Raw genomic sequence first — 18,504 nt, 5'->3', positions numbered from 1 at the left:
CCGGCTTTGCCGATGAGGTTCGACAATCCGCCTTCGCCGTGAATGGGCCCGGCCTGTGGAGCCTGTACTGCGTGCCCTCCGTGATGAGCCCCCGCATCCGCGCTGGTGCCGTTGCCGCCTTTACCGACGAGGACGGCCGGTCGATACCGTATCGACGCAGTGCTCTTTCGAGGCGCCAGGGAAGCATGCGTTCGCTTGCCTGACAGACAAACGGGCACATGGAGATGGAACTCCGTTATTAGCACTTTGGTCCCACCCCCTAGTGTCCTGGTGCCGTGCTTTGCAAGCCCGCCTTCGTTCTTGTGTCGGACAACAGGAGGATTCATGTCTTCTCGTTCAGTTCTCTCCGTATCACGCAACCACCCTCTGTATGGATTGTTATTGGCCGGGCTGCTCGTCCTGGCGCTGGAGCCCGCCCCGGCCCAGGCCTTCGATCTGGACGATGTGGCCGAAAAGGCGAAAAGCCTGGCCGCCGAGAAATTCGCCGCTCCAGCCAGTAACCTGCCTGCCGAGTTCAGCGAAATGAAGTTCGCCGACTACCAACAGATCCGCTTCCGTCCGGACAAGGCCTACTGGTCGGACAGGAAGACGCCCTTCAAGCTGAGCTTCTATCACCAGGGCATGCACTTCAACACGCCCGTGAGAATCAACGAGATCGCCGGCGGCAGGGTCGCGGAAATCCCCTATGACCCTGCACGCTTCGATTTCGGCACCCTGAACTTCGACCGCAACGCCACCAGGAATCTGGGCTACGCCGGCTTCCGCGTGCTCTATCCGATCAACGGCGCGAACAAGCGCGACGAGATCACCACCTTCCTCGGCGCCAGCTATTTTCGCGTGGTCGGCAAGGGCCAGGCCTACGGCCTGTCCGCCCGCGGCCTGGCGATCGACACGGCGCAGCCTTCGGGCGAGGAGTTCCCGCGCTTTCGCGAGTTCTGGATCGAACAGCCGAAGCCGCAGGACAAGCATCTGACGATCTTCGCCCTGCTCGACTCGCCACGTGCCACCGGCGCCTATCGCTTCGTGCTGCATCCGGGTCGCGACGCGGTGGTCGATGTCCAGTCCCGGCTGTTCCTGCGCGAAAAGGTCGGCAAGCTGGGCCTGGCGCCGTTGACCAGCATGTTCCTGTTCGGTGGCAACCAGCCTCCGGCGCAGCCCAACTACCGTCCGGAGCTGCACGATTCCAGCGGTCTGCAGATCCATGCCGGCAACGACGAATGGATCTGGCGCCCGCTGAACAACCCGAAGCACCTGTCGGTGAGCAGCTACAGCGTGGAGAATCCGAAAGGCTTCGGCCTGCTCCAGCGCGGCCGCGAATTCTCGCGCTACGAGGACCTGGACGACCGCTACGACCTGCGTCCGAGCGCCTGGATCGAGCCGCAGGGCGACTGGGGCAAGGGCAGCGTGGAGCTGGTCGAGATCCCCACCCCGGACGAAACCAACGACAACATCGTCGCTTTCTGGAGTCCGGCCGGCCAGCCGGAGCCGGGCCAGCCGCTGGACCTGAACTACCGCCTGCACTGGACCCGTGACGAGCCGGGGCTGCACGACCGGGATTCCGCCTGGGTCGAGCAGACCCTGCGTGCGGCGGGCGACGTGAAACAGAAGAACCTGGTCCGCCAGCCGGACGGCAGCACGGCGTTGGTGGTCGACTTCGAAGGCCCCGCGCTGAAAGGGCTGCCGCCGGATGCGCCGCTTCGCCCCCAGCTCGGCGTCGACGGCAATGTCGAGGTGAAGGAGAACAGCCTGCGTTACAACCCGGCTACCAAGGGTTGGCGCCTGATGCTGCGGGTCAGCGTCAAGGATCCGAAGAAGCCGACGGAGATGCGTGTCGCGCTGGTCAACGGCGAGAAGACCCTGACCGAAACCTGGAGCTACCAGTTGCCCGCCAATGAATAATCCGACGCCTCCCGAGACTCCGCTGGCCGAATACCTCGAACATCTGCCGCTGGATGCGCTGGAGCGCGAACGTCTGGCCGATGCCGATTCGCTGGCCGAACTGCATCGCCGGCTGGCCGGAGCGTCTCCGGCGCCGGCCGGCGATCCCGCTTTGGCCTCGGCCGCCAGGCGCCTGGGACTGGGTGACCGCGAGCGGGACGGGATCGACATGGATGACGCCGGCCGTCCCTGCCTCAAGGCCGCACCGCCGATCCGGCGCACCAAGGTCGTTCCCGAGCCCTGGCGAACCAATGTGCTGGTACGTCTCTGGTACCGGCTCACCGGCCGACGGAGTCCGCCCAGGCCGACCCGCGATCTGCCGAAGGCTCGTTGGCGGCGGGTCGGCTCGCTGCGCCGGCTCATCCTGCTGGTGCTGATGCTGGGCCAGACCGCCCTGGCCACTTGGTACATGAAGGGCATCCTGCCCTATCAGGGCTGGGCCTTCGTCGATCTCGCCGAGATCAGCCGGCAGAGCTGGCAACAGAGCCTGCAACAGGTCTTGCCGTATATCCTCCAGTTCGGCGTGCTGTTTCTCTTCACCATCCTGTTCTGCTGGGTTTCGGCCGGCTTCTGGACGGCCTTGATGGGCTTCTGGGAACTGCTCAGCGGGCGTGACCGTTACCGCATTTCCGGCAGCAGCGCGGGCGACGAGCCAATCGCCGCCGAGGCACGCACGGCCATCGTCATGCCGATCTGCAACGAAGACGTGGCGCGCGTGTTCGCCGGCCTGCGGGCGACTTACGAGTCGCTGGCCGCCACTGGCGAGCTGGCGCGCTTCGACTTTTTCGTGCTCAGCGACAGCAGTTCGGCCGACATCGCCGTCGCCGAGCAGCAGGCCTGGCTCGAAGTGTGCCGCGAGACCGGCGGCTCCGGGCGCATCTTCTATCGCCGGCGCCGGCGCCGGGTGAAGCGCAAGAGCGGCAACATCGACGACTTCTGCCGGCGCTGGGGCAGTCAGTACCGCTACATGGTGGTGATGGATGCCGACAGCGTGATGAGCGGAGACTGCCTGGCCAAGCTGGTCCGACTGATGGAGGCCAATCCCGAGGCCGGGATCATCCAGACCGCGCCGAAGGCCTCGGGCATGGACACGCTCTACGCGCGCTTGCAGCAGTTCGCCACCAGTGTCTACGGCCCGCTGTTCACCGCCGGCCTGCATTTCTGGCAGCTCGGCGAGTCGCACTACTGGGGACACAACGCGATCATCCGCGTCAAGCCGTTCATCGAGCACTGCGCGTTGGCTCCGCTGTCGGGCAGGGGGGCGTTCGCCGGGGCGATCCTCTCCCACGACTTCGTCGAGGCCGCCCTGATGCGGCGCGCCGGCTGGGGGGTGTGGATCGCCTACGACCTGCCGGGCAGCTACGAGGAACTGCCGCCGAACCTGCTCGACGAGCTCAAGCGCGACCGCCGCTGGTGCCACGGCAACCTGATGAATTTCCGCCTGTTCCTGGTCAAGGGCATGCACCCGGTGCACCGCGCGGTGTTCCTCACCGGGGTGATGTCCTATCTGTCGGCGCCGCTGTGGTTCGCTTTCCTGGTGCTCTCCACCGCGCTACTGGCGGTACATCAATTGATGGAGCCGCAGTACTTCCTGGCGCCCAGGCAACTCTTCCCGATCTGGCCGCAATGGCACCCGGAGCGTGCCATCGCGCTGTTCTCCACCACCCTGACGCTGCTGTTCCTGCCCAAGCTGCTCAGCGTGATTCTGGTCTGGGCGAAAGGGGCCAAGGCCTACGGCGGAGCGTTCAAGGTGGCCTTGAGCATGTTGCTGGAGATGCTCTTCTCGATGCTGGTGGCACCGGTACGCATGCTTTTCCACACCCGCTTCGTGATCGCTGCGTTTCTCGGCTGGTCGGTGCAGTGGAAGTCCCCGCAGCGCGACGACGACGCCACCACCTGGGGCGAGGCCGTGCGCCGGCATGGTGGGCAGACCCTGCTCGGCATCGCCTGGGCGCTGCTGGTGGCCTGGCTGAACCCGCGCTTCCTCTGGTGGCTGTCGCCCATTCTGGGGTCGCTGATACTCTCCATTCCGGTTTCGGTGGTCACGAGCTGGGTCGGATGGGGCCTGCGCGCGCGTCGCGGCAGGTTATTCCTCATTCCCGAGGAGTACGATACGCCGCCCGAGTTGCGCGCCACCGAGCGCTACACCGGGGAGAACCGGCAGCGGGCGTTCGGGGACGGGTTCATCCGGGCGGCCGTCGACCCGTGGCTCAATGCCCTGGCCTGCGCCATGGGCACGGCGCGGCACGGCACGGCCGAGGCCATCGAGAGGCGGCGTCGCGAGCGCGTGGAACAGGCGCTGGCCGCCGGACCGGAAGGACTGGACGGCGAGAGCCGCCTGGCCCTGCTGAGTGACCCGGTGGCCCTGGCGCGCCTGCATCTGCGCTTGTGGGAGGAGGGCCGAGAGAATTGGCTGGCGCCCTGGCGCCAGCCGTTGGCCGGTGCCTGCCGAAGCGGCGTGGCGGCCGGGAGCACGCCGGAGGCGGCGGGATTGCTGCTGGCGAGATAGGGGCGGATGGCTGCCGCGCGCGCCCGAGGTCGCTGGGCCTGGCGCCGGCCCCGAGCCGCCGCTCCACGGCTTCTGCGGTACGGGTGAGTCCGGACCGCTGCCTGGCGGCGGCTGATTTCCCGGGCCATGGAGGCGGTGGGAGTCCGGCCGGGGGCGCCGGCTTTCCCTCATCCCTTTGCGCCAGGTCGGTCCTGCGAAAGGCCGGCGGCTGCTATCCTGCCCGACCGGAAACCGCTCGTCGTCTTTCCCGTCGTTTTTCGAAGGATTTGGTTAAGAATATTTAAGCATATGAATTTAAAAGAAAAATCAATCACTTGCGGCTTTCCGCACATCTCTGGTTTTCTCTATTTTTTTCAATAGGTTAGAGTGGCTGGCCGACAGTCCCGTCCATCCCTTCCTTCAGCTATGCCCGAGCCTTGCGCAATGACGTCGATGATCGCTTCATGCCGCGGCCTGCTGCTGGCCGGTTTCGCCTTTCTGGCGCAAGGCGTCGCTCCGGCCTGGGGCTTCGACTTCGGCGAAGTGGCCGAACGGGCCAGGCGCCTGGCCGGCGAGCCCTACGTCGTTCCGGCCAGCAACCTGCCGGCCGAATTCGCCAGAATGGCCTTCGCCGATTACCAGCAGATCCGCTTCCGGGCCGAAAAGGCCTACTGGACCAACGAGAAGACCCGTTTCAAGCTGGGCTTCCACCATCAGGGCATGCACTTCGCCACTCCGGTGCGCATCAACGAAGTGGTGGCCGGCCATGCCAGGGAGATCGAATACGACCCCTCGCGTTTCGATTTCGGCTCGCTGCGTGTCGATCCCGGGGTGGTCGGGAAGCTCGGCTATGCCGGCTTTCGCGTGCTCTATCCGATCAACCGCGCGGACAAGCAGGACGAGGTCGCCACCTTCCTCGGCGCCAGCTATTTCCGCGTGGTCGGCCAGGGGCAGGTGTTCGGCCTCTCCGCCCGCGGCCTGGCGCTCGACACCGCGCTGCCCTCCGGCGAGGAGTTTCCACGTTTTCGCGAATTCTGGATCGAGCGTCCGAAGCCCCAGGATCGTCATCTGACTATTTTCGCCCTGCTCGACTCGCCGCGCGCCACCGGCGCCTACCGGATGGTCCTGCATCCGGGCCGGGACACATGGGTGGATGTCGAGGCGCGGCTCTTCCTGCGCGGGCCGGTCGGCCGGCTGGGCCTGGCGCCGTTGACCAGCATGTTCCTGTTCGGCGACAACCAGCCGTCGCCGCAGGCTAACTTCCGTCCGCAGATCCACGATTCCAGCGGCCTGTTGATCCATGACGGCAACGGCGACCGGATCTGGCGCCCGCTACAGAATCCGCAGCAGTTGACGGTCACCCCCTACAGCCTGGAGAACCCGCGTGGCTTTGGCCTACTGCAGCGTGGCCGCGAGTTCTCCGATTACGAAGACCTGGACGACCGCTACGACTTGCGCCCGAGCGCCTGGATCGAGCCGCTGGGCCAGTGGGGGGCGGGCAGCGTGGAACTGGTCGAGATCCCCACCCCGGACGAAACCAACGACAATATCGTCGCCTTCTGGCGGCCGAAGAGCGCGCCCGCGCCCGGGCGGCCGCTGGACTTCGCCTACCGTCTGCACTGGATCCGCGACGAGGCGGCGCTGTATGCCGGCAGCTCGGCCTGGGTCAGGCAGACCCTGCGTTCGCGGGGCGAACTGAAGCAGCGCAACCTGATTCGCCAGGCCGACGGCAGCACGCTGCTGCTGGTGGACTTCGAGGGGCCGGCGCTGCAGGCGCTGGCGCCGGACACGCCGCTGGCCAGTCAGGTCAATGTCGATAACAACGGCGAATTGCTGGAAAACAGCCTGCGCTACCACCCGGCCATCCGGGGCTGGCGCCTTACCCTGCGTTTGAAAGTCAAGGACCCACAGCGGCCGGTGGAGATGTACGCCGCATTGGTCAAGGGCGACCGACGCCTGACCGAAATCTGGAGCTACCAGTTGCATGCCAAAGAATAATCCGACCTTTCCTCAGGCTCCGCTGGATGAGTATTTGCGCCATCTGTCCCTGGCCGCGGCGGAGCGCGGGCGTCTGACCGATGCCGACTCGCTCGCCGAACTGCACTGCCGACTGGCCGGCGGCGCCCGGGCGGGGCTCGGCGATGCCGCCCTGGCCTCGGCCTCCCGGCGCCTGAGCGAAGGCTACGGCGACGAACCGGCCGCCACCGGGCGGCTTGCCAGCGATGCCGCCGGCCGTGCCTGCCTGGCGGCCGCGCCGCCGATCCGCCGTACCCCGGTCGTCCCCGAGCCTTGGGACTGCAATCCGCTGCTACGCCTCTGGCGCCGCTTCACCGGCCGCCGCAACCCGTCGCCGCCGCGCGATCTGCCGCCGGTGAGCTGGCAGCGGGGCGCCTCGCGGCGCAGGTTGCTTCTGTTGCTGCTGATGCTGGGACCGACCGCGCTGGCCACCTGGTACATGCGCGACATCCTGCCATGCTGCGACTGGTCCTATTCCACGATCGCCCAGTTCGTCGAAGGTACCCCGCCGAGCCCTTGGCAGAGCCTGGGCACGGCGCTGCCGTACCTGCTCGAGGGCAGCGTGCTCGGTCTCTTCGCGCTGCTCTTCGGCTGGGTCTCGGCCGGTTTCTGGACGGCGGTGATGGGCTTCTGGGAGTTGTTGCGCGGGAGTGGGGGCCGGCACATTTCCGCCGCCGAGGCGGGGAGCGGGCCGATTCCCGCCGAGGTACGCACGGCCATCGTCATGCCGATCTGCAACGAGGACGTGGCGCGGGCCTTCGCCGGCCTGCGGGCGACCTACGAGTCGCTGGCCGCCGGCAGCGAGCTGGCGCGCTTCGACTTCTTCATCCTCAGCGACAGCAACTCGGCCGAAATCGCCGCCGCCGAGCAGCAGGCCTGGTTCGACCTGTGCCGCGAGACCGGCGGCTCCGGGCGCATCTTCTATCGCCGGCGCCGGCGCCGGGTGAAACGCAAGAGCGGCAACATCGACGACTTCTGCCGGCGCTGGGGCAGTCAGTACCGCTACATGGTGGTGATGGATGCCGACAGCGTGATGAGCGGCGACTGCCTGGCCACGCTGGTACGGCTGATGGAGGCCAATCCCGAGGCCGGGATCATCCAGACCGCGCCCAAGGCTTCCGGCCGCGACACCCTCTATGCGCGCATGCAGCAGTTCGCCACCCGCGTCTACGGCCCGCTGCTGACCGCCGGCATGCATTTCTGGCAGCTCGGCGAGTCGCACTACTGGGGGCACAACGCGATCATCCGCATCGAGCCGTTCATCGCGCACTGCGCGCTGGCTCCGTTGCCGGGGCGCGGGGTGTTCGCCGGGGCGATCCTTTCCCACGACTTCGTCGAGGCCGCCCTGATGCGGCGCGCCGGCTGGGGCGTGTGGGTCGCCCACGACCTGCCGGGCAGCTACGAGGAGCTGCCGCCGAACCTGCTCGACGAGCTCAAGCGCGACCGCCGCTGGTGCCACGGCAACCTGATGAACTTCCGCCTGTTCCTGGTCCGCGGCATACATCCGGTACACCGCGCGGTGTTCCTCACCGGGGTGATGTCCTATCTGTCGGCGCCGCTGTGGTTCGCCTTCCTGCTGCTCTCCACCGCGCTGATGGCCGCGCACCAGTTGCTGATGCCCCAGGATGCCGCCAGCGCGGCAGGGCCGTTCCCGGCCTGGATGCCCTGGTATCCCCGGGAGGCGATGCTGCTGTTCTACAGCACCCTGACCATGCTGGTGCTGCCCAAGCTGCTCAGCCTGGTACTGGTCTGGATCAAGGGTGTCGGCCCCTATGGCGGGACGCTCCGGGTGACCTTGAGCGTACTGCTGGAGATGTTCTGCTCCGTCCTGCTGACGCCGGTGCGGATGTTCTTCCATAGCTGCTTCGTGATCGGCGCCTTCCTCGGCCGTTCGATCCAGTGGAAGTCGCCGCGCCGCGACGACGGCTCCACCTCCTGGGGCGAGGCGCTGCGCCGCCACGGCGTGCAGACCCTGATCGGCATCGTCTGGGCCCTGCTGGTGGCCTGGCTGAGCCCGCACTTTCTCTGGTGGCTGGCGCCGATCGTCGGTTCCCTGATGCTGTCCATCCCGGTGTCGGTGCTTTCCAGCCGGGTCGACCTGGGCCGGCGCCTGCGCGCGCTGAAGCTGTTCCTCATCCCCGAGGAGCACGATGCTCCGCCCGAGCTGCGCGCCACCGAGCGCTATACCCGGGAAAACCGCCAGCGGGCGCTGGGCGGCGCCTTCGTCCGGGCGGTGGTCGATCCGCTGGACAACGCCCTGGCCTGCGCCATGGCCACGGCACGCCATGGCCGGTCGCTGGCGATCGAACGGCTGCGCGCGGAACGCGTGACCCATGCGCTGGCCGTCGGTCCCGAGCGGCTCGACGACCGGGCGCGACTGGCCCTGCTCGGCGACCCGGTGGTCCTGGCGCGTCTGCACCTGCAGCTCTGGGAGGAGGGCTGGGAGAACTGGCTGGCGCCCTGGCGGCGCTCGCTGGGCAGCCTGTACCGGAGCAGCGACCGCCCGCTGGTCGTTCCTCCGGGCAGCCAGACGAAGCCGGCGGTCGACGGGGTGCGGATGGCCGGGTGAGGAATGGCGGGTGTCCGCTCGCCGGGCGCCCGCCACGTAGAACACCCATGACCGTCATTCCCGGCGCCGGAGACAGCCGGGGGATCGGGGCCAGTCGCGCTGCCCGGTGCTCAGAACAGGCGGGCGAGCAGGGCGGTCACGGCGGTTTCCACGCGCAGGATGCGCTCGCCCAGTTGCACTGGGGCGAGGCCCGCGGCCTGCAGCTTGTCCACTTCGTAGGGAATCCAGCCGCCTTCCGGGCCGATGGCCAGGGTCACCGGCCGCTCGACGGCGCGCGGGCAGGGCGGGTAGTCGCCGGGATGGCCGAGCAGGCCGAGGGTGCCGGCGGCGAGCTGCGGCAGGTGGTCCTCGACGAAGGGCTTGAAGCGCTTTTCGACCAGCACTTCCGGCAGCACGGTGTCGCGCGCCTGTTCCAGGCCGAGGAGCAGTTGTTCGCGGATCGCCTGCGCTTCGAGGAAGGGGGTCTGCCAGAAGCTTTTCTCCACCCGATAGCTGTTGAGCAGCACCAGGCGCGGCACACCCATGGCGGCGACCGTCTGCAGCACGCGCTTGAGCATCTTCGGTCGGGGCAGGGCGAGCAGCAGGGTCAGGGGCAGCTTGGCCGGCGGCGGGCGGTCGAAGACCACCTGCAATTCGGCCTCGGCGGCCTCGAGGCGCAGCAGGCGACCTTCGCCCATGGCGCCGCCCAGGCGGCCGACGCGCAGGCTGTCGCCGGCCTCTGCACGGTGCACCTCGCGCAGGTGGCGCAGGCGGCGGTCGCGCAGGATCGCCCGGTCGGCGCCGACGAAGTCGGCGTCATCGAGCAGCAGCAGGTTCATGCCCGGGGCGGCTGGTCGTCGTGCCCACGGCCGGCCAGGGCGGTGCCGTCGCCGGTTTCCCCGGCGTCGCGGCGGACCATGGCGCCGAACAGGATGCCGACCTCGAACAGCAGCCACATCGGCACCGCCAGCAGGGTCTGGGAGAAGACATCCGGCGGCGTGAGGATCATGCCGACCACGAAGCAGCCGACGATCACGTAAGGGCGGCTTTTCTTCAGCGCCTCCACGTCGACCAGGCCGATCCAGACGATCAGGAAGGTCGCCACCGGAATCTCGAAGGCCACGCCGAAGGCGAAGAACAGGGTGAGGACGAAGTCCAGGTATTCGTTGATGTCGGTCATCATCGCCACGCCTTCGGGGGTGACGCTGGCGAAGAAGTGGAACATCAGCGGGAAGACCAGGAAATAGACGAAGGACATGCCGATGTAGAACAGGGCGATGCTGGAAGCCAGCAACGGCAGGGCGATGCGCTTTTCCTGCCGGTAAAGCCCCGGCGCGATGAAGCCCCAGGCCTGATGCAGGATCACCGGAACGCTGAGAAACAGCGCCACCCAGGCGGTCAGCTTGAACGGGGTCAGGAACGGCGAGGCCACGCCGGTGGCGATCATGGTCGCGCCCTCCGGCAGATAGGCGCGCAGCGGCGCCGAGACCAGGGTGTAGATTTCCTGGGCGAAGGGAACGAGTGCGATGAAGATCAGCAACACTGCCAGTACGCAGCGCAGCAGGCGTGTGCGCAGTTCGGTCAGGTGCGCGACCAGGGGCATGTCCTGGTCGCCTTCCGGTCGGGCTGTCATGGGTTGGGCGTCTTGTCGGAAGGGGCGGCGGGAGGTTCGCTACCGGCCGGGGCGGCATGCTGCGGGGCGGACGCGGAGCTGTCGTCCGGCGCGTTCGGCGCCGGCGGGGTCGGAGGCTGCAGGCTCTGCCGCATTTCCCGTTCCAGCTCGAGGATTCGTTCGTTATGCAGTTGGCGGCGGATCTCGTCGGCGCCGATCTCGCGTTCCACTTCGCTCTTGAGCGTGTTGAAGCTGCGCCGCAATCGACCGACCCACAGGCCGGCCGTGCGCGCGGCGCCCGGCAGACGATCGGGGCCGAGCACCAGCAGGGCAACCAGGCCAACCAGCAGCAACTCGGAAAAACCGATATCGAACATGCCGCAGACTCAGTCCTTGCGCACCGGAGTGTCGACCTTCTGGGCCTGGCCCTCGATGGTCTGCGTCTTGTTCAGCGTGTCGCCGGCGCTGGTGCCGGTCTGCGGCTCGGCGGGCCTGTTCTCGCCTTCCTCGGTGTTCACTGCCTTGCGAAAGCCCTTGATCGCTTCGCCGATATCGGAGCCGAGCGTCTTCAGGCGCTTGGTGCCGAACACCAGGACGACGACGATGAGGATGATCAGCCAGTGTTTCCAGTCGAAGATACCCATGAAATTCCTCTTGCAGCTAAAGGGTTAGGCAGACGGTTGACGGGCGGCCTTTTCCGCATGCCCGGACAGGCCGAAGCGCCGGTCCAGTTCGTCGAGCACCGCCTGGGGGTGTTGGCCGAGAGCGGCGAGCATGACCAGGCTATGGAACCAGAGGTCGGCCGTCTCGTGGATCAGCTCGCTGCAGTCGCCACTGGCCGCGGCGTCCTTGGCCGCGAGGATGGTTTCCACCGATTCCTCGCCGACCTTCTCCAGGATCTTGTTCAGGCCCTTGTGATACAGGCTGGCCACGTAGGAGCTGTCCGGCGTGGCGTTCTTGCGCGCCTCAAGCACTTCGGCCAGTTGGTTGAGGGTGTCACTCATGAGGGTGTCCTGCACGGTAGATGGCGTCGGGGTCCTTGAGGATCGGATCGACGACCTTCCAGGCGCCGTCTTCGAAAACGCGGTAGAAACAGCTCTCGCGGCCGGTGTGGCAGGCGATCCCGCCGAGTTGCTCGACCTGCAGGATGATCACGTCGGCGTCGCAGTCCAGGCGCAGTTCATGCACTTTCTGCACATGGCCGGACTCCTCGCCCTTGCGCCAGAGCTTACCACGCGAGCGTGACCAGTAGATGGCGCGATTTTCCCGAACGGTCAGGGCCAGGGACTCGCGGTTCATCCAGGCCATCATCAGGATGCGCCCGGTCCGGTGGTCCTGGGCGATGGCCGGCACCAGGCCGTCGGCGTTCCAGTGAATTTCGTCCAACCAGTCTTTCATATCCACTCCGTTGCGACGCACGGGCGTCGCGACAACCGGGTCAATCGGAAAGGCGCCGGCGACCTACCAGCAGGTAGAGGCCGCTGGCGAGCATCAGCCAGCTCGGCCAGGCATTCGCACTGGTCGGCGGCGTCTGGAGGGCGAGCAGCACGCCGCCGGCCAGCAGGGCGGCGCCGAGCAGGCGCAGGAGGTGGTGGTCGTGCCGCTCGCGCTTGCGCGTGTCCCACGCCGGACGGGAAATGTCTTCCAGCGCCGTGCGGGTCATCTGCGCCAGATGCGGCAACTGTTCGAGCTGGCCCTGCAGATTGTCGAGCATGGCCTTCGGGCTCATGCGCTTGCGCATCCAGCGTTCGAGGAAGGGCTTTGCGGTGGTCCACAGGTCCAGCTCCGGATAGAGCTGGCGGCCGAGCCCCTCGATGTTGAGCAGGGTCTTCTGCAGCAGCACCAGTTGCGGCTGGACCTCCATGTTGAAGCGCCGGGCGGTCTGGAACAGGCGCAGCAGCAACTGGCCGAAGGAGATGTCCTTCAGCGGCTTCTCGAAGATCGGCTCGCAGACGGTACGGATCGCCGCCTCGAATTCGTTGACCTGGGTGTCGGCCGGCACCCAGCCGGAGTCGATGTGCAACTGCGCGACCTTGCGGTAGTCGCGCTTGAAGAAGGCCAGCAGGTTGCGCGCCAGATAGTCCTGGTCCTGCGGCGTCAGGCTGCCGACGATGCCGCAGTCGATGGCGATGTACTGCGGGTCCCAGGGCTGGCGGGTGCTGACGAAGATGTTGCCGGGGTGCATGTCGGCATGGAAGAAGCTGTCGCGGAACACCTGGGTGAAGAAGATTTCCACGCCGCGCTCGGCGAGCAGCTTGAGATCGGTGCCCTGGTCGACGAGGGCGGCCAGGTCGGTCACCGGCACGCCGTAGATGCGTTCCATCACCAGCACTTTGGGGCGGCACCAGTCCCAGTAGATCTGCGGCACGTAGAGCAGCGGCGAGCCTTCGAAGTTGCGCTTGAGCTGGCTGGCGTTGGCTGCCTCGCGAAGCAGGTCGAGTTCGTCGTAGATGGTCTTCTCGTAGTCGCTGACCACGTCCACCAGATGCAGGCGGCGGGCCTCGGTGGAGGCCCGCTCGGCCAGTCGGGCGAACAGGTAGAGCCAGGCCAGGTCCTGGCGGATCACCGCCTTGAGGCCGGGGCGGACGACCTTGACCACCACTTCCTCACCGGTCTTCAGTTGCGCCGCGTGCACCTGGGCGACCGAGGCCGAGGCCAGCGGCTCGCTGTCGAAGCGGGCGAACGCCTCGTCGACCCTGGCACCCAACTGCTCCTCGATCAGCGCCACGGACTGTTGCGGATTGAAGGGCGGCACGCGGTCCTGCAGCCAGGTCAGCTCGTCGGCGATGTCCTCCGGCAGCAGGTCGCGGCGGGTCGAGAGGATCTGCCCGAACTTGATGAAGATCGGCCCGAGATCCTGCAGGGCCAGGCGCAACCGGACGGCGCGCGGCTGCTCGCTCCGCCGGCGCGGGAGCCAGCGCCAGGGCAAGAGGTAGCCCAGTGCGCGCAGCCACCAGGGCAGCAGCGGCTGGTCGAACAGCAGGTCGTCGAGGCGATAGCGGACGACGACGCTCTGGATGCGCAGCAGACGGCGGACGGCGAGAAGCTTCATGCGTTGTCGCTGGATTCCTGTGGGTGGGTGAGGCGGGCGATGCGCGCCTCGAGGCGGTCCGTGGCCAGGCGGAGGTCGTCGACTTCGGCGAAACGGGCCTCGGCTTCGTGGCGGCCGACCAGGGTATTCGACTCTTCGCCGAGGTAGTCGGCCAGGTTCTGGCGCAGGCTGGCGAGGCTCTGTCCGCCCCAGTGCGCGCTGTGCCGCAGGCTGCCGGCGAGCAACTGGGTGACCACCGGGCCGAGCCAGCGCGACAGCTCGTATTCCCAGTCCAGCTCGAGATCCTGGAGGATTCCGGCGAGTGCCAGCAGGCTGCTGCTGTCGCCTTCCAGGCTGACTTCGGGGCTGTGCAGGACGGCGGTTTTCTGCCGGCTGGCGGCCAGGCGCAGCAGGCTCGCGGCGGGCGCGTGCAGGGTGCAGTCGGCCTCGCCCTGCCAGTTGCCGGCCAGGCGTAGGCCGTCGGCATTCGGCAGGATATGGAAATGCAGCTCGGGCGCCGTGCAGTGTACGGCGAGCACACACCCGGCCAGCCGGGCCAGGCGCGGCAGGGCGGTGGCGTCCAGGCGCAGCAGGCGGTTGAGGCCGTGTTCCGCGCCCGCGAGCAGGGCTGTGCCGAGCATCAAGGCTTGAGACCGCGGTGCAGGGCGACGATGCCGCCGGTCATGTTGTGGTAGGTGACGCGCTCGAAGCCGGCGCCGGCCATCATGCTCTTGAGGGTTTCCTGGTCCGGGTGCATGCGGATCGACTCGGCCAGGTAGCGGTAGCTGTCGGCGTCGTTGGTGATCAGCTTGCCGGCCAGCGGCATGAAGGCGAAGGAGTAAGCGTCGTAGACCTTGCCGAGCAGGGCGTTGGAGGGCTTGGAGAATTCCAGCACCAGCAGACGGCCGCCCGGCTTCAGCACCCGCAGCATGGAACGCAGGGCGTCTTCCTTGCGGGTGACGTTGCGCAGGCCGAAGGCGATGGTGATCACATCGAAGTGGTTGTCGGGGAACGGCAGCTTCTCGGCGTCGGCCTGGACGAAGCGCACGTTGCCGGCCACGCCCCTGTCGAGCAGGCGGTCGCGGCCGACCTTGAGCATGGAGTCGTTGATGTCGGCCAGCAGCACCTCGCCGCTCTCGCCGACCAGGCGGGAGAACTGCAGGGTCAGGTCGCCGGTGCCGCCGGCGATGTCCAGCACCCGGTTGCCCCGGCGCACGCCGGACAGCTCGATGGTGAATCGTTTCCACAGGCGGTGCAGGCCGCCGGAGAGCACGTCGTTCATCAGGTCGTACTTGGCCGCCACCGAGTGGAACACTTCGGCGACCTTCCGCGCCTTCTGGCTTTCCGGGACGCTCTGGTAGCCGAAATGGGTGGTGGATTCGGTCTTGCGCGGATCGTTCATGTCGCTGGCACCGGAAAAATGTGCCGGCCATTCTAATGCTGGCGGTCGGGTTTGTCTTGCGGAGTACCCGGCTCAGAGCATCAGGCGGACCACCGATTCGTGGGGGTCGCGGGACTTGCCGGCGCGCTCCAGTTCGGCCAGGTACTCGGCCCACAGGCGGTCGTGGTCGCAGGCCAGCCGGTAGAGGTAGTCCCAGCTGTAGAGGCCGCTGTCGTGGCCGTCGTCGAAGATCAGCTTGAGTGCGTACTGGCCGACCGGCTCGACGCCGCTCAGGCCGACGCCGAGCTTGCCGTGCTGCAGCACGGGATTGCCGTGGCCGCGCACTTCCGCCGAGGGCGAATGCACGCGGAGGAATTCGGCGTCGAGGCAGTAGCGCTCGTCGGGGGCGTAGTGCAGTTCGAGGGTCTTCGAGGCTTTGTGCAGCTTGATGGCGGTGGGCATGCGCATCGTCGGGGCTCCGCTGGAGAAGGCGGCGGCAAGGTCGTGGGCTGGGTAACGGCTCGGCCTTGCCCACGCGATGGGCCCGTGGAAAACGCTGCGCGGTTTTCCACGGGCTGGCCATCCACCCTGCGGCCACGGGAAGATCATCTACAAAATGTAGCGCGACAGATCCTCGTCCTGGGCCAGTTCGCCGAGGTGGTTGTTGACGTAGGCGGCGTCGATCACGATCGGCTGGCCGCTGTGGTCGGCGGCCAGGTCGCCGGCGCTGAACGAGACTTCCTCCAGCAGGCGCTCGAGCAGGGTGTGCAGGCGGCGGGCGCCGATGTTCTCGGTCTTCTCGTTGACCTGCCAGGCGATTTCGGCGATGCGCTTGATGCCGTCGGCGGCGAACTGGATGTTCAGTCCTTCGGTCTTCAGCAGCTCGCGGTACTGTTCGGTCAGCGAGGCGTGGGGTTCGGTGAGGATGCGTTCGAAGTCCTCGGGCGTCAACGCCTTGAGTTCGACGCGGATCGGCAGGCGGCCCTGCAGTTCCGGCACCAGATCGCTGGGCTTGGCGAGATGGAAGGCGCCAGAGGCGATGAACAGGATGTGGTCGGTCTTGACCATGCCCAGCTTGGTGTTCACCGTGCAGCCCTCGATCAGCGGTAGCAGGTCGCGCTGCACGCCCTCGCGAGAGACGTCGGCGCCGCCGACGTTGGCACGCTTGGCCACCTTGTCGATCTCGTCGATGAAGACGATGCCGTTCTGCTCGACCGATTCCAGGGCACGGGCCTTCAGTTCCTCCTCGTTGACCAGGCGGGCGGCTTCCTCGTCGCGGACCAGTTTGAGCGCATCCTTGACCTTCAGCTTGTGGGTCTTCTTGCGGCCCTTGCCCATGCTGGAGAACAGGTTCTGCAACTGGCTGGTCATTTCCTCCATGCCGGGTGGAGCCATGATCTCCACGCCGCTGGGCGTTTCGGTGATCTCGATGTCGATTTCCTTGTCGTCCAACTGGCCCTCGCGCAGGCGCTTGCGGAACAACTGGCGGGTGTTCGAGTCCTCGCGGGCGATCGGTTCGTCGCCGAAGCCCTGACGCGCCGGCGGCAGCAGGGCGTCGAGGATGCGGTCCTCGGCGGCGTCCTCGGCGCGGTGGCGCACCCGCTGGATCTCCTGCTCGCGCATCATCTTCACCGCCGCGTCGGCCAGGTCGCGGATGATGGATTCCACGTCACGGCCGACATAGCCCACCTCGGTGAACTTGGTCGCCTCTACCTTGATGAACGGGGCGTTCGCCAAGCGTGCCAGGCGGCGGGCGATCTCGGTCTTGCCGACGCCGGTCGGGCCGATCATCAGGATGTTCTTCGGCGTGACCTCGGCGCGCAGCTCGGCCGGCAGTTGCATGCGCCGCCAGCGGTTGCGCAGGGCGATGGCGACGGCGCGCTTGGCATCTTCCTGGCCGACGATGTGGCGGTTGAGTTCGTGGACGATTTCGCGGGGCGTCATGGACATGGGTAAGACTCGCTTCATGCGGTGGGGCATCGGGTCTGGGACCGTCCGCCGCGGCGTTCTGTTCGCCGGCCACGGAGCTGCGGCCGGATGCATCGGGGGCCTCAGTCGAGGTCCAATTCCTCGATGGTCAGGTTCTGGTTGGTGAAGACGCAGATGCTGCCGGCGATGTTCAGGGCGGTTTCGGCGACCTCGCGGGCCGACAGACCGGTATGCAGCAGCAGCGCTTTCGCCGCGGCCTGCGCGTAGGGGCCGCCCGAGCCCATGGCGATCAGGCCTTCCTCGGGTTCGACCACGTCGCCGTTGCCGGTGATGATCAGCGAGGCGTCCTTGTTGGCCACCGCCAGCATGGCCTCCAGGCGGCTCAGCGAGCGCTCGGTACGCCAGTCCTTGGCCAGTTCGACGGCGGCGCGGACCAGGTGGCCCTGGTGTTTCTCCAACTGGCCCTCGAAACGTTCGAAGAGGGTGAAGGCGTCCGCCGTGGCGCCGGCGAAGCCGGCCAGCACCTGGCCGTGATAGAGGCGGCGGACTTTCTTCGCGTTGCCCTTCATCACGGTGTTGCCGAGGGAAACCTGGCCGTCGCCGCCCATGACGACTTTGCCTTGGCGGCGGACTGAAACGATGGTGGTCAAGGGAGTGGTCTCCACGCTGCGGGGCGGAAATGCCCGGTGGGACCTATATATGGGGCAGGGACGGCGGAATTTCAACGGGGAGGCGGCAGGCCGCGGTGGACGGCCTGCCGGGAGCTCAGGGCGTCTGGCGCTGCCGGGCCATCACGTTGCGGAAGCCGTCGCCGGCCAGTTGCTTCTGGGCCTGCTCCAGTTGCTGGCGGCTGCTGAAGGGACCGGTCACCACGCGGTGCCAGGTCTCGCCGCGCACGGTACCTACCTCGACGCGCACGCTCTGGCCGAGCAGGGCGATGCGCGCCCGGGCATCCTCGGCATCGGCCTTGTTGCGGAAGGAGCCGGCCTGCAGGTAGTACTGGGTGGTCGGTGCGGACTTGGCCAGGGCCGGCGGCTTGGCGGTGACGACCGGAGGCGTGCGGCCGTTGAGCAGGGCTTCCGCGCGGGCGGCGTCCTGGGCCGGCGTCAGCTTCGGCTGCTGGGGCGGCGGAGCCGGGCGCTGGGGCGGGGCTTGCGTCTGTGCGGTCTGTTGCGCAGGCGGCACCTGCTGCGCTGGCTGCGGCTGTTGCGCTGGCTGTACCGGCGGTTGCTGTTGTGCCGTCTGCGGCGGTTGTGCCGGTTTCGGCGGCGGCACCTGCACCTGCTGTTGCTGTGCGGTCGGCGGTACCACGACCTCCGACTCGGGTAGCAGGGTATAGAAGTCGTACTTGGGTTTGCTCGGCGGCTGCTGCACCGACTTGGCTGGCTGCTCGGCGGTGCTGCGCTTGATGGCATCGCTGCCCGGCTCGAGCTTGGTCAGAAACATCGCGAAGCCGCCGACGGCCAGGCCGCAGGCGAGCCAGAGCCAGCTCGGTATTTCCCGCTGGCGCGGCGGCGGGGTGCGGCTGGCGCCGCGCTTGGGGGCGTTGTTCTTTGCCATG

The 18,504-nt window shown here is 67.4% G+C and carries 17 protein-coding genes; 4 read left to right on the top strand and 13 right to left on the bottom strand.

Going from position 1 to position 18,504, the window contains the following annotated elements:
- Positions 1-324: 324 nt before the first annotated feature.
- From AVCA_RS20740 to mdoH (AVCA_RS20725), 4 genes are all read left to right on the top strand, one after another.
- Positions 325-1,899: a glucan biosynthesis protein G gene (locus AVCA_RS20740; protein WP_050764405.1), complete on the top strand. Its 1,575-nt coding sequence runs from the start codon at positions 325-327 to the stop codon at positions 1,897-1,899.
- Positions 1,892-4,447, top strand: a complete 2,556-nt coding sequence (mdoH, locus tag AVCA_RS20735) for a glucans biosynthesis glucosyltransferase MdoH (RefSeq protein ID WP_012703033.1) — start codon at positions 1,892-1,894, stop codon at positions 4,445-4,447. Before AVCA_RS20740 ends, mdoH (AVCA_RS20735) begins: the two co-directional genes overlap by 8 nt.
- Before the next feature lie 423 nt (positions 4,448-4,870).
- Positions 4,871-6,424, top strand: a complete 1,554-nt coding sequence (locus tag AVCA_RS20730; protein ID WP_012703032.1) for a glucan biosynthesis protein G — start codon at positions 4,871-4,873, stop codon at positions 6,422-6,424.
- Positions 6,411-9,011 (top strand): glucans biosynthesis glucosyltransferase MdoH, encoded by a 2,601-nt coding sequence (gene mdoH, locus AVCA_RS20725; protein WP_012703031.1) that lies wholly within the window; start codon positions 6,411-6,413, stop codon positions 9,009-9,011. The genes AVCA_RS20730 and mdoH (AVCA_RS20725) overlap by 14 nt, the downstream gene beginning before the upstream one ends.
- A 110-nt stretch (positions 9,012-9,121) precedes the next feature.
- On the opposite strand, the gene AVCA_RS20720 is transcribed toward mdoH (AVCA_RS20725), so the two are convergent.
- The 13 genes from AVCA_RS20720 to AVCA_RS20660 all read right to left on the bottom strand — a co-directional run bounded on the left by AVCA_RS20720 (position 9,122) and on the right by AVCA_RS20660 (position 18,503).
- The gene (locus AVCA_RS20720) at positions 9,122-9,829 is read right to left on the bottom strand and encodes a 16S rRNA (uracil(1498)-N(3))-methyltransferase (RefSeq protein WP_012703030.1); all 708 of its coding nucleotides are present in this window, start codon (positions 9,827-9,829) and stop codon (positions 9,122-9,124) included.
- Complete coding sequence (gene tatC / locus AVCA_RS20715; RefSeq protein WP_012703029.1) at positions 9,826-10,623, bottom strand: twin-arginine translocase subunit TatC; 798 nt, start codon at positions 10,621-10,623, stop codon at positions 9,826-9,828. The genes AVCA_RS20720 and tatC overlap by 4 nt, the downstream gene beginning before the upstream one ends.
- Positions 10,620-10,979, bottom strand: a complete 360-nt coding sequence (gene tatB / locus AVCA_RS20710) for a Sec-independent protein translocase protein TatB (protein WP_012703028.1) — start codon at positions 10,977-10,979, stop codon at positions 10,620-10,622. The genes tatC and tatB overlap by 4 nt, the downstream gene beginning before the upstream one ends.
- A gap of 9 nt (positions 10,980-10,988) precedes the next feature.
- Positions 10,989-11,246, bottom strand: coding sequence for a twin-arginine translocase TatA/TatE family subunit (locus AVCA_RS20705; protein ID WP_012703027.1), 258 nt, complete (start codon positions 11,244-11,246; stop codon positions 10,989-10,991).
- Positions 11,247-11,270: 24 nt separating this feature from the next.
- The gene (locus tag AVCA_RS20700; RefSeq protein ID WP_012703026.1) at positions 11,271-11,606 is read right to left on the bottom strand and encodes a phosphoribosyl-ATP diphosphatase; all 336 of its coding nucleotides are present in this window, start codon (positions 11,604-11,606) and stop codon (positions 11,271-11,273) included.
- A complete protein-coding gene (gene hisI, locus AVCA_RS20695; RefSeq protein ID WP_012703025.1) occupies positions 11,599-12,000 on the bottom strand; it encodes a phosphoribosyl-AMP cyclohydrolase in 402 nt (133 codons plus the stop codon). The genes AVCA_RS20700 and hisI overlap by 8 nt, the downstream gene beginning before the upstream one ends.
- Positions 12,001-12,040: 40 nt before the next feature.
- Positions 12,041-13,654, bottom strand: coding sequence for a ubiquinone biosynthesis regulatory protein kinase UbiB (gene ubiB / locus AVCA_RS20690; RefSeq protein WP_012703024.1), 1,614 nt, complete (start codon positions 13,652-13,654; stop codon positions 12,041-12,043).
- Complete coding sequence (locus tag AVCA_RS20685) at positions 13,651-14,274, bottom strand: ubiquinone biosynthesis accessory factor UbiJ (protein ID WP_012703023.1); 624 nt, start codon at positions 14,272-14,274, stop codon at positions 13,651-13,653. Before AVCA_RS20685 ends, ubiB begins: the two co-directional genes overlap by 4 nt.
- Entirely contained in the window at positions 14,274-15,035 is a 762-nt protein-coding gene (gene ubiE / locus AVCA_RS20680; protein ID WP_012703022.1) for a bifunctional demethylmenaquinone methyltransferase/2-methoxy-6-polyprenyl-1,4-benzoquinol methylase UbiE, read from the bottom strand. Before ubiE ends, AVCA_RS20685 begins: the two co-directional genes overlap by 1 nt.
- Positions 15,036-15,107: 72 nt before the next feature.
- Positions 15,108-15,482 (bottom strand): gamma-butyrobetaine hydroxylase family protein, encoded by a 375-nt coding sequence (locus AVCA_RS20675; protein ID WP_012703021.1) that lies wholly within the window; start codon positions 15,480-15,482, stop codon positions 15,108-15,110.
- 141 nt (positions 15,483-15,623) lie between these two features.
- Positions 15,624-16,964, bottom strand: coding sequence for an ATP-dependent protease ATPase subunit HslU (hslU, locus tag AVCA_RS20670; protein WP_012703020.1), 1,341 nt, complete (start codon positions 16,962-16,964; stop codon positions 15,624-15,626).
- A gap of 101 nt (positions 16,965-17,065) precedes the next feature.
- Positions 17,066-17,593: an ATP-dependent protease subunit HslV gene (gene hslV, locus AVCA_RS20665; protein ID WP_041807419.1), complete on the bottom strand. Its 528-nt coding sequence runs from the start codon at positions 17,591-17,593 to the stop codon at positions 17,066-17,068.
- 115 nt (positions 17,594-17,708) lie between these two features.
- The gene (locus AVCA_RS20660; protein WP_012703018.1) at positions 17,709-18,503 is read right to left on the bottom strand and encodes an SPOR domain-containing protein; all 795 of its coding nucleotides are present in this window, start codon (positions 18,501-18,503) and stop codon (positions 17,709-17,711) included.
- Position 18,504 lies beyond the last annotated feature (1 nt).

The organism is Azotobacter vinelandii CA (assembly GCF_000380335.1).
GTDB lineage: Bacteria > Pseudomonadota > Gammaproteobacteria > Pseudomonadales > Pseudomonadaceae > Azotobacter > Azotobacter vinelandii.
The sequence above is the reverse complement of the archived record's forward strand: the minus strand, read 5'-3'. Positions and strand labels throughout refer to the sequence as shown.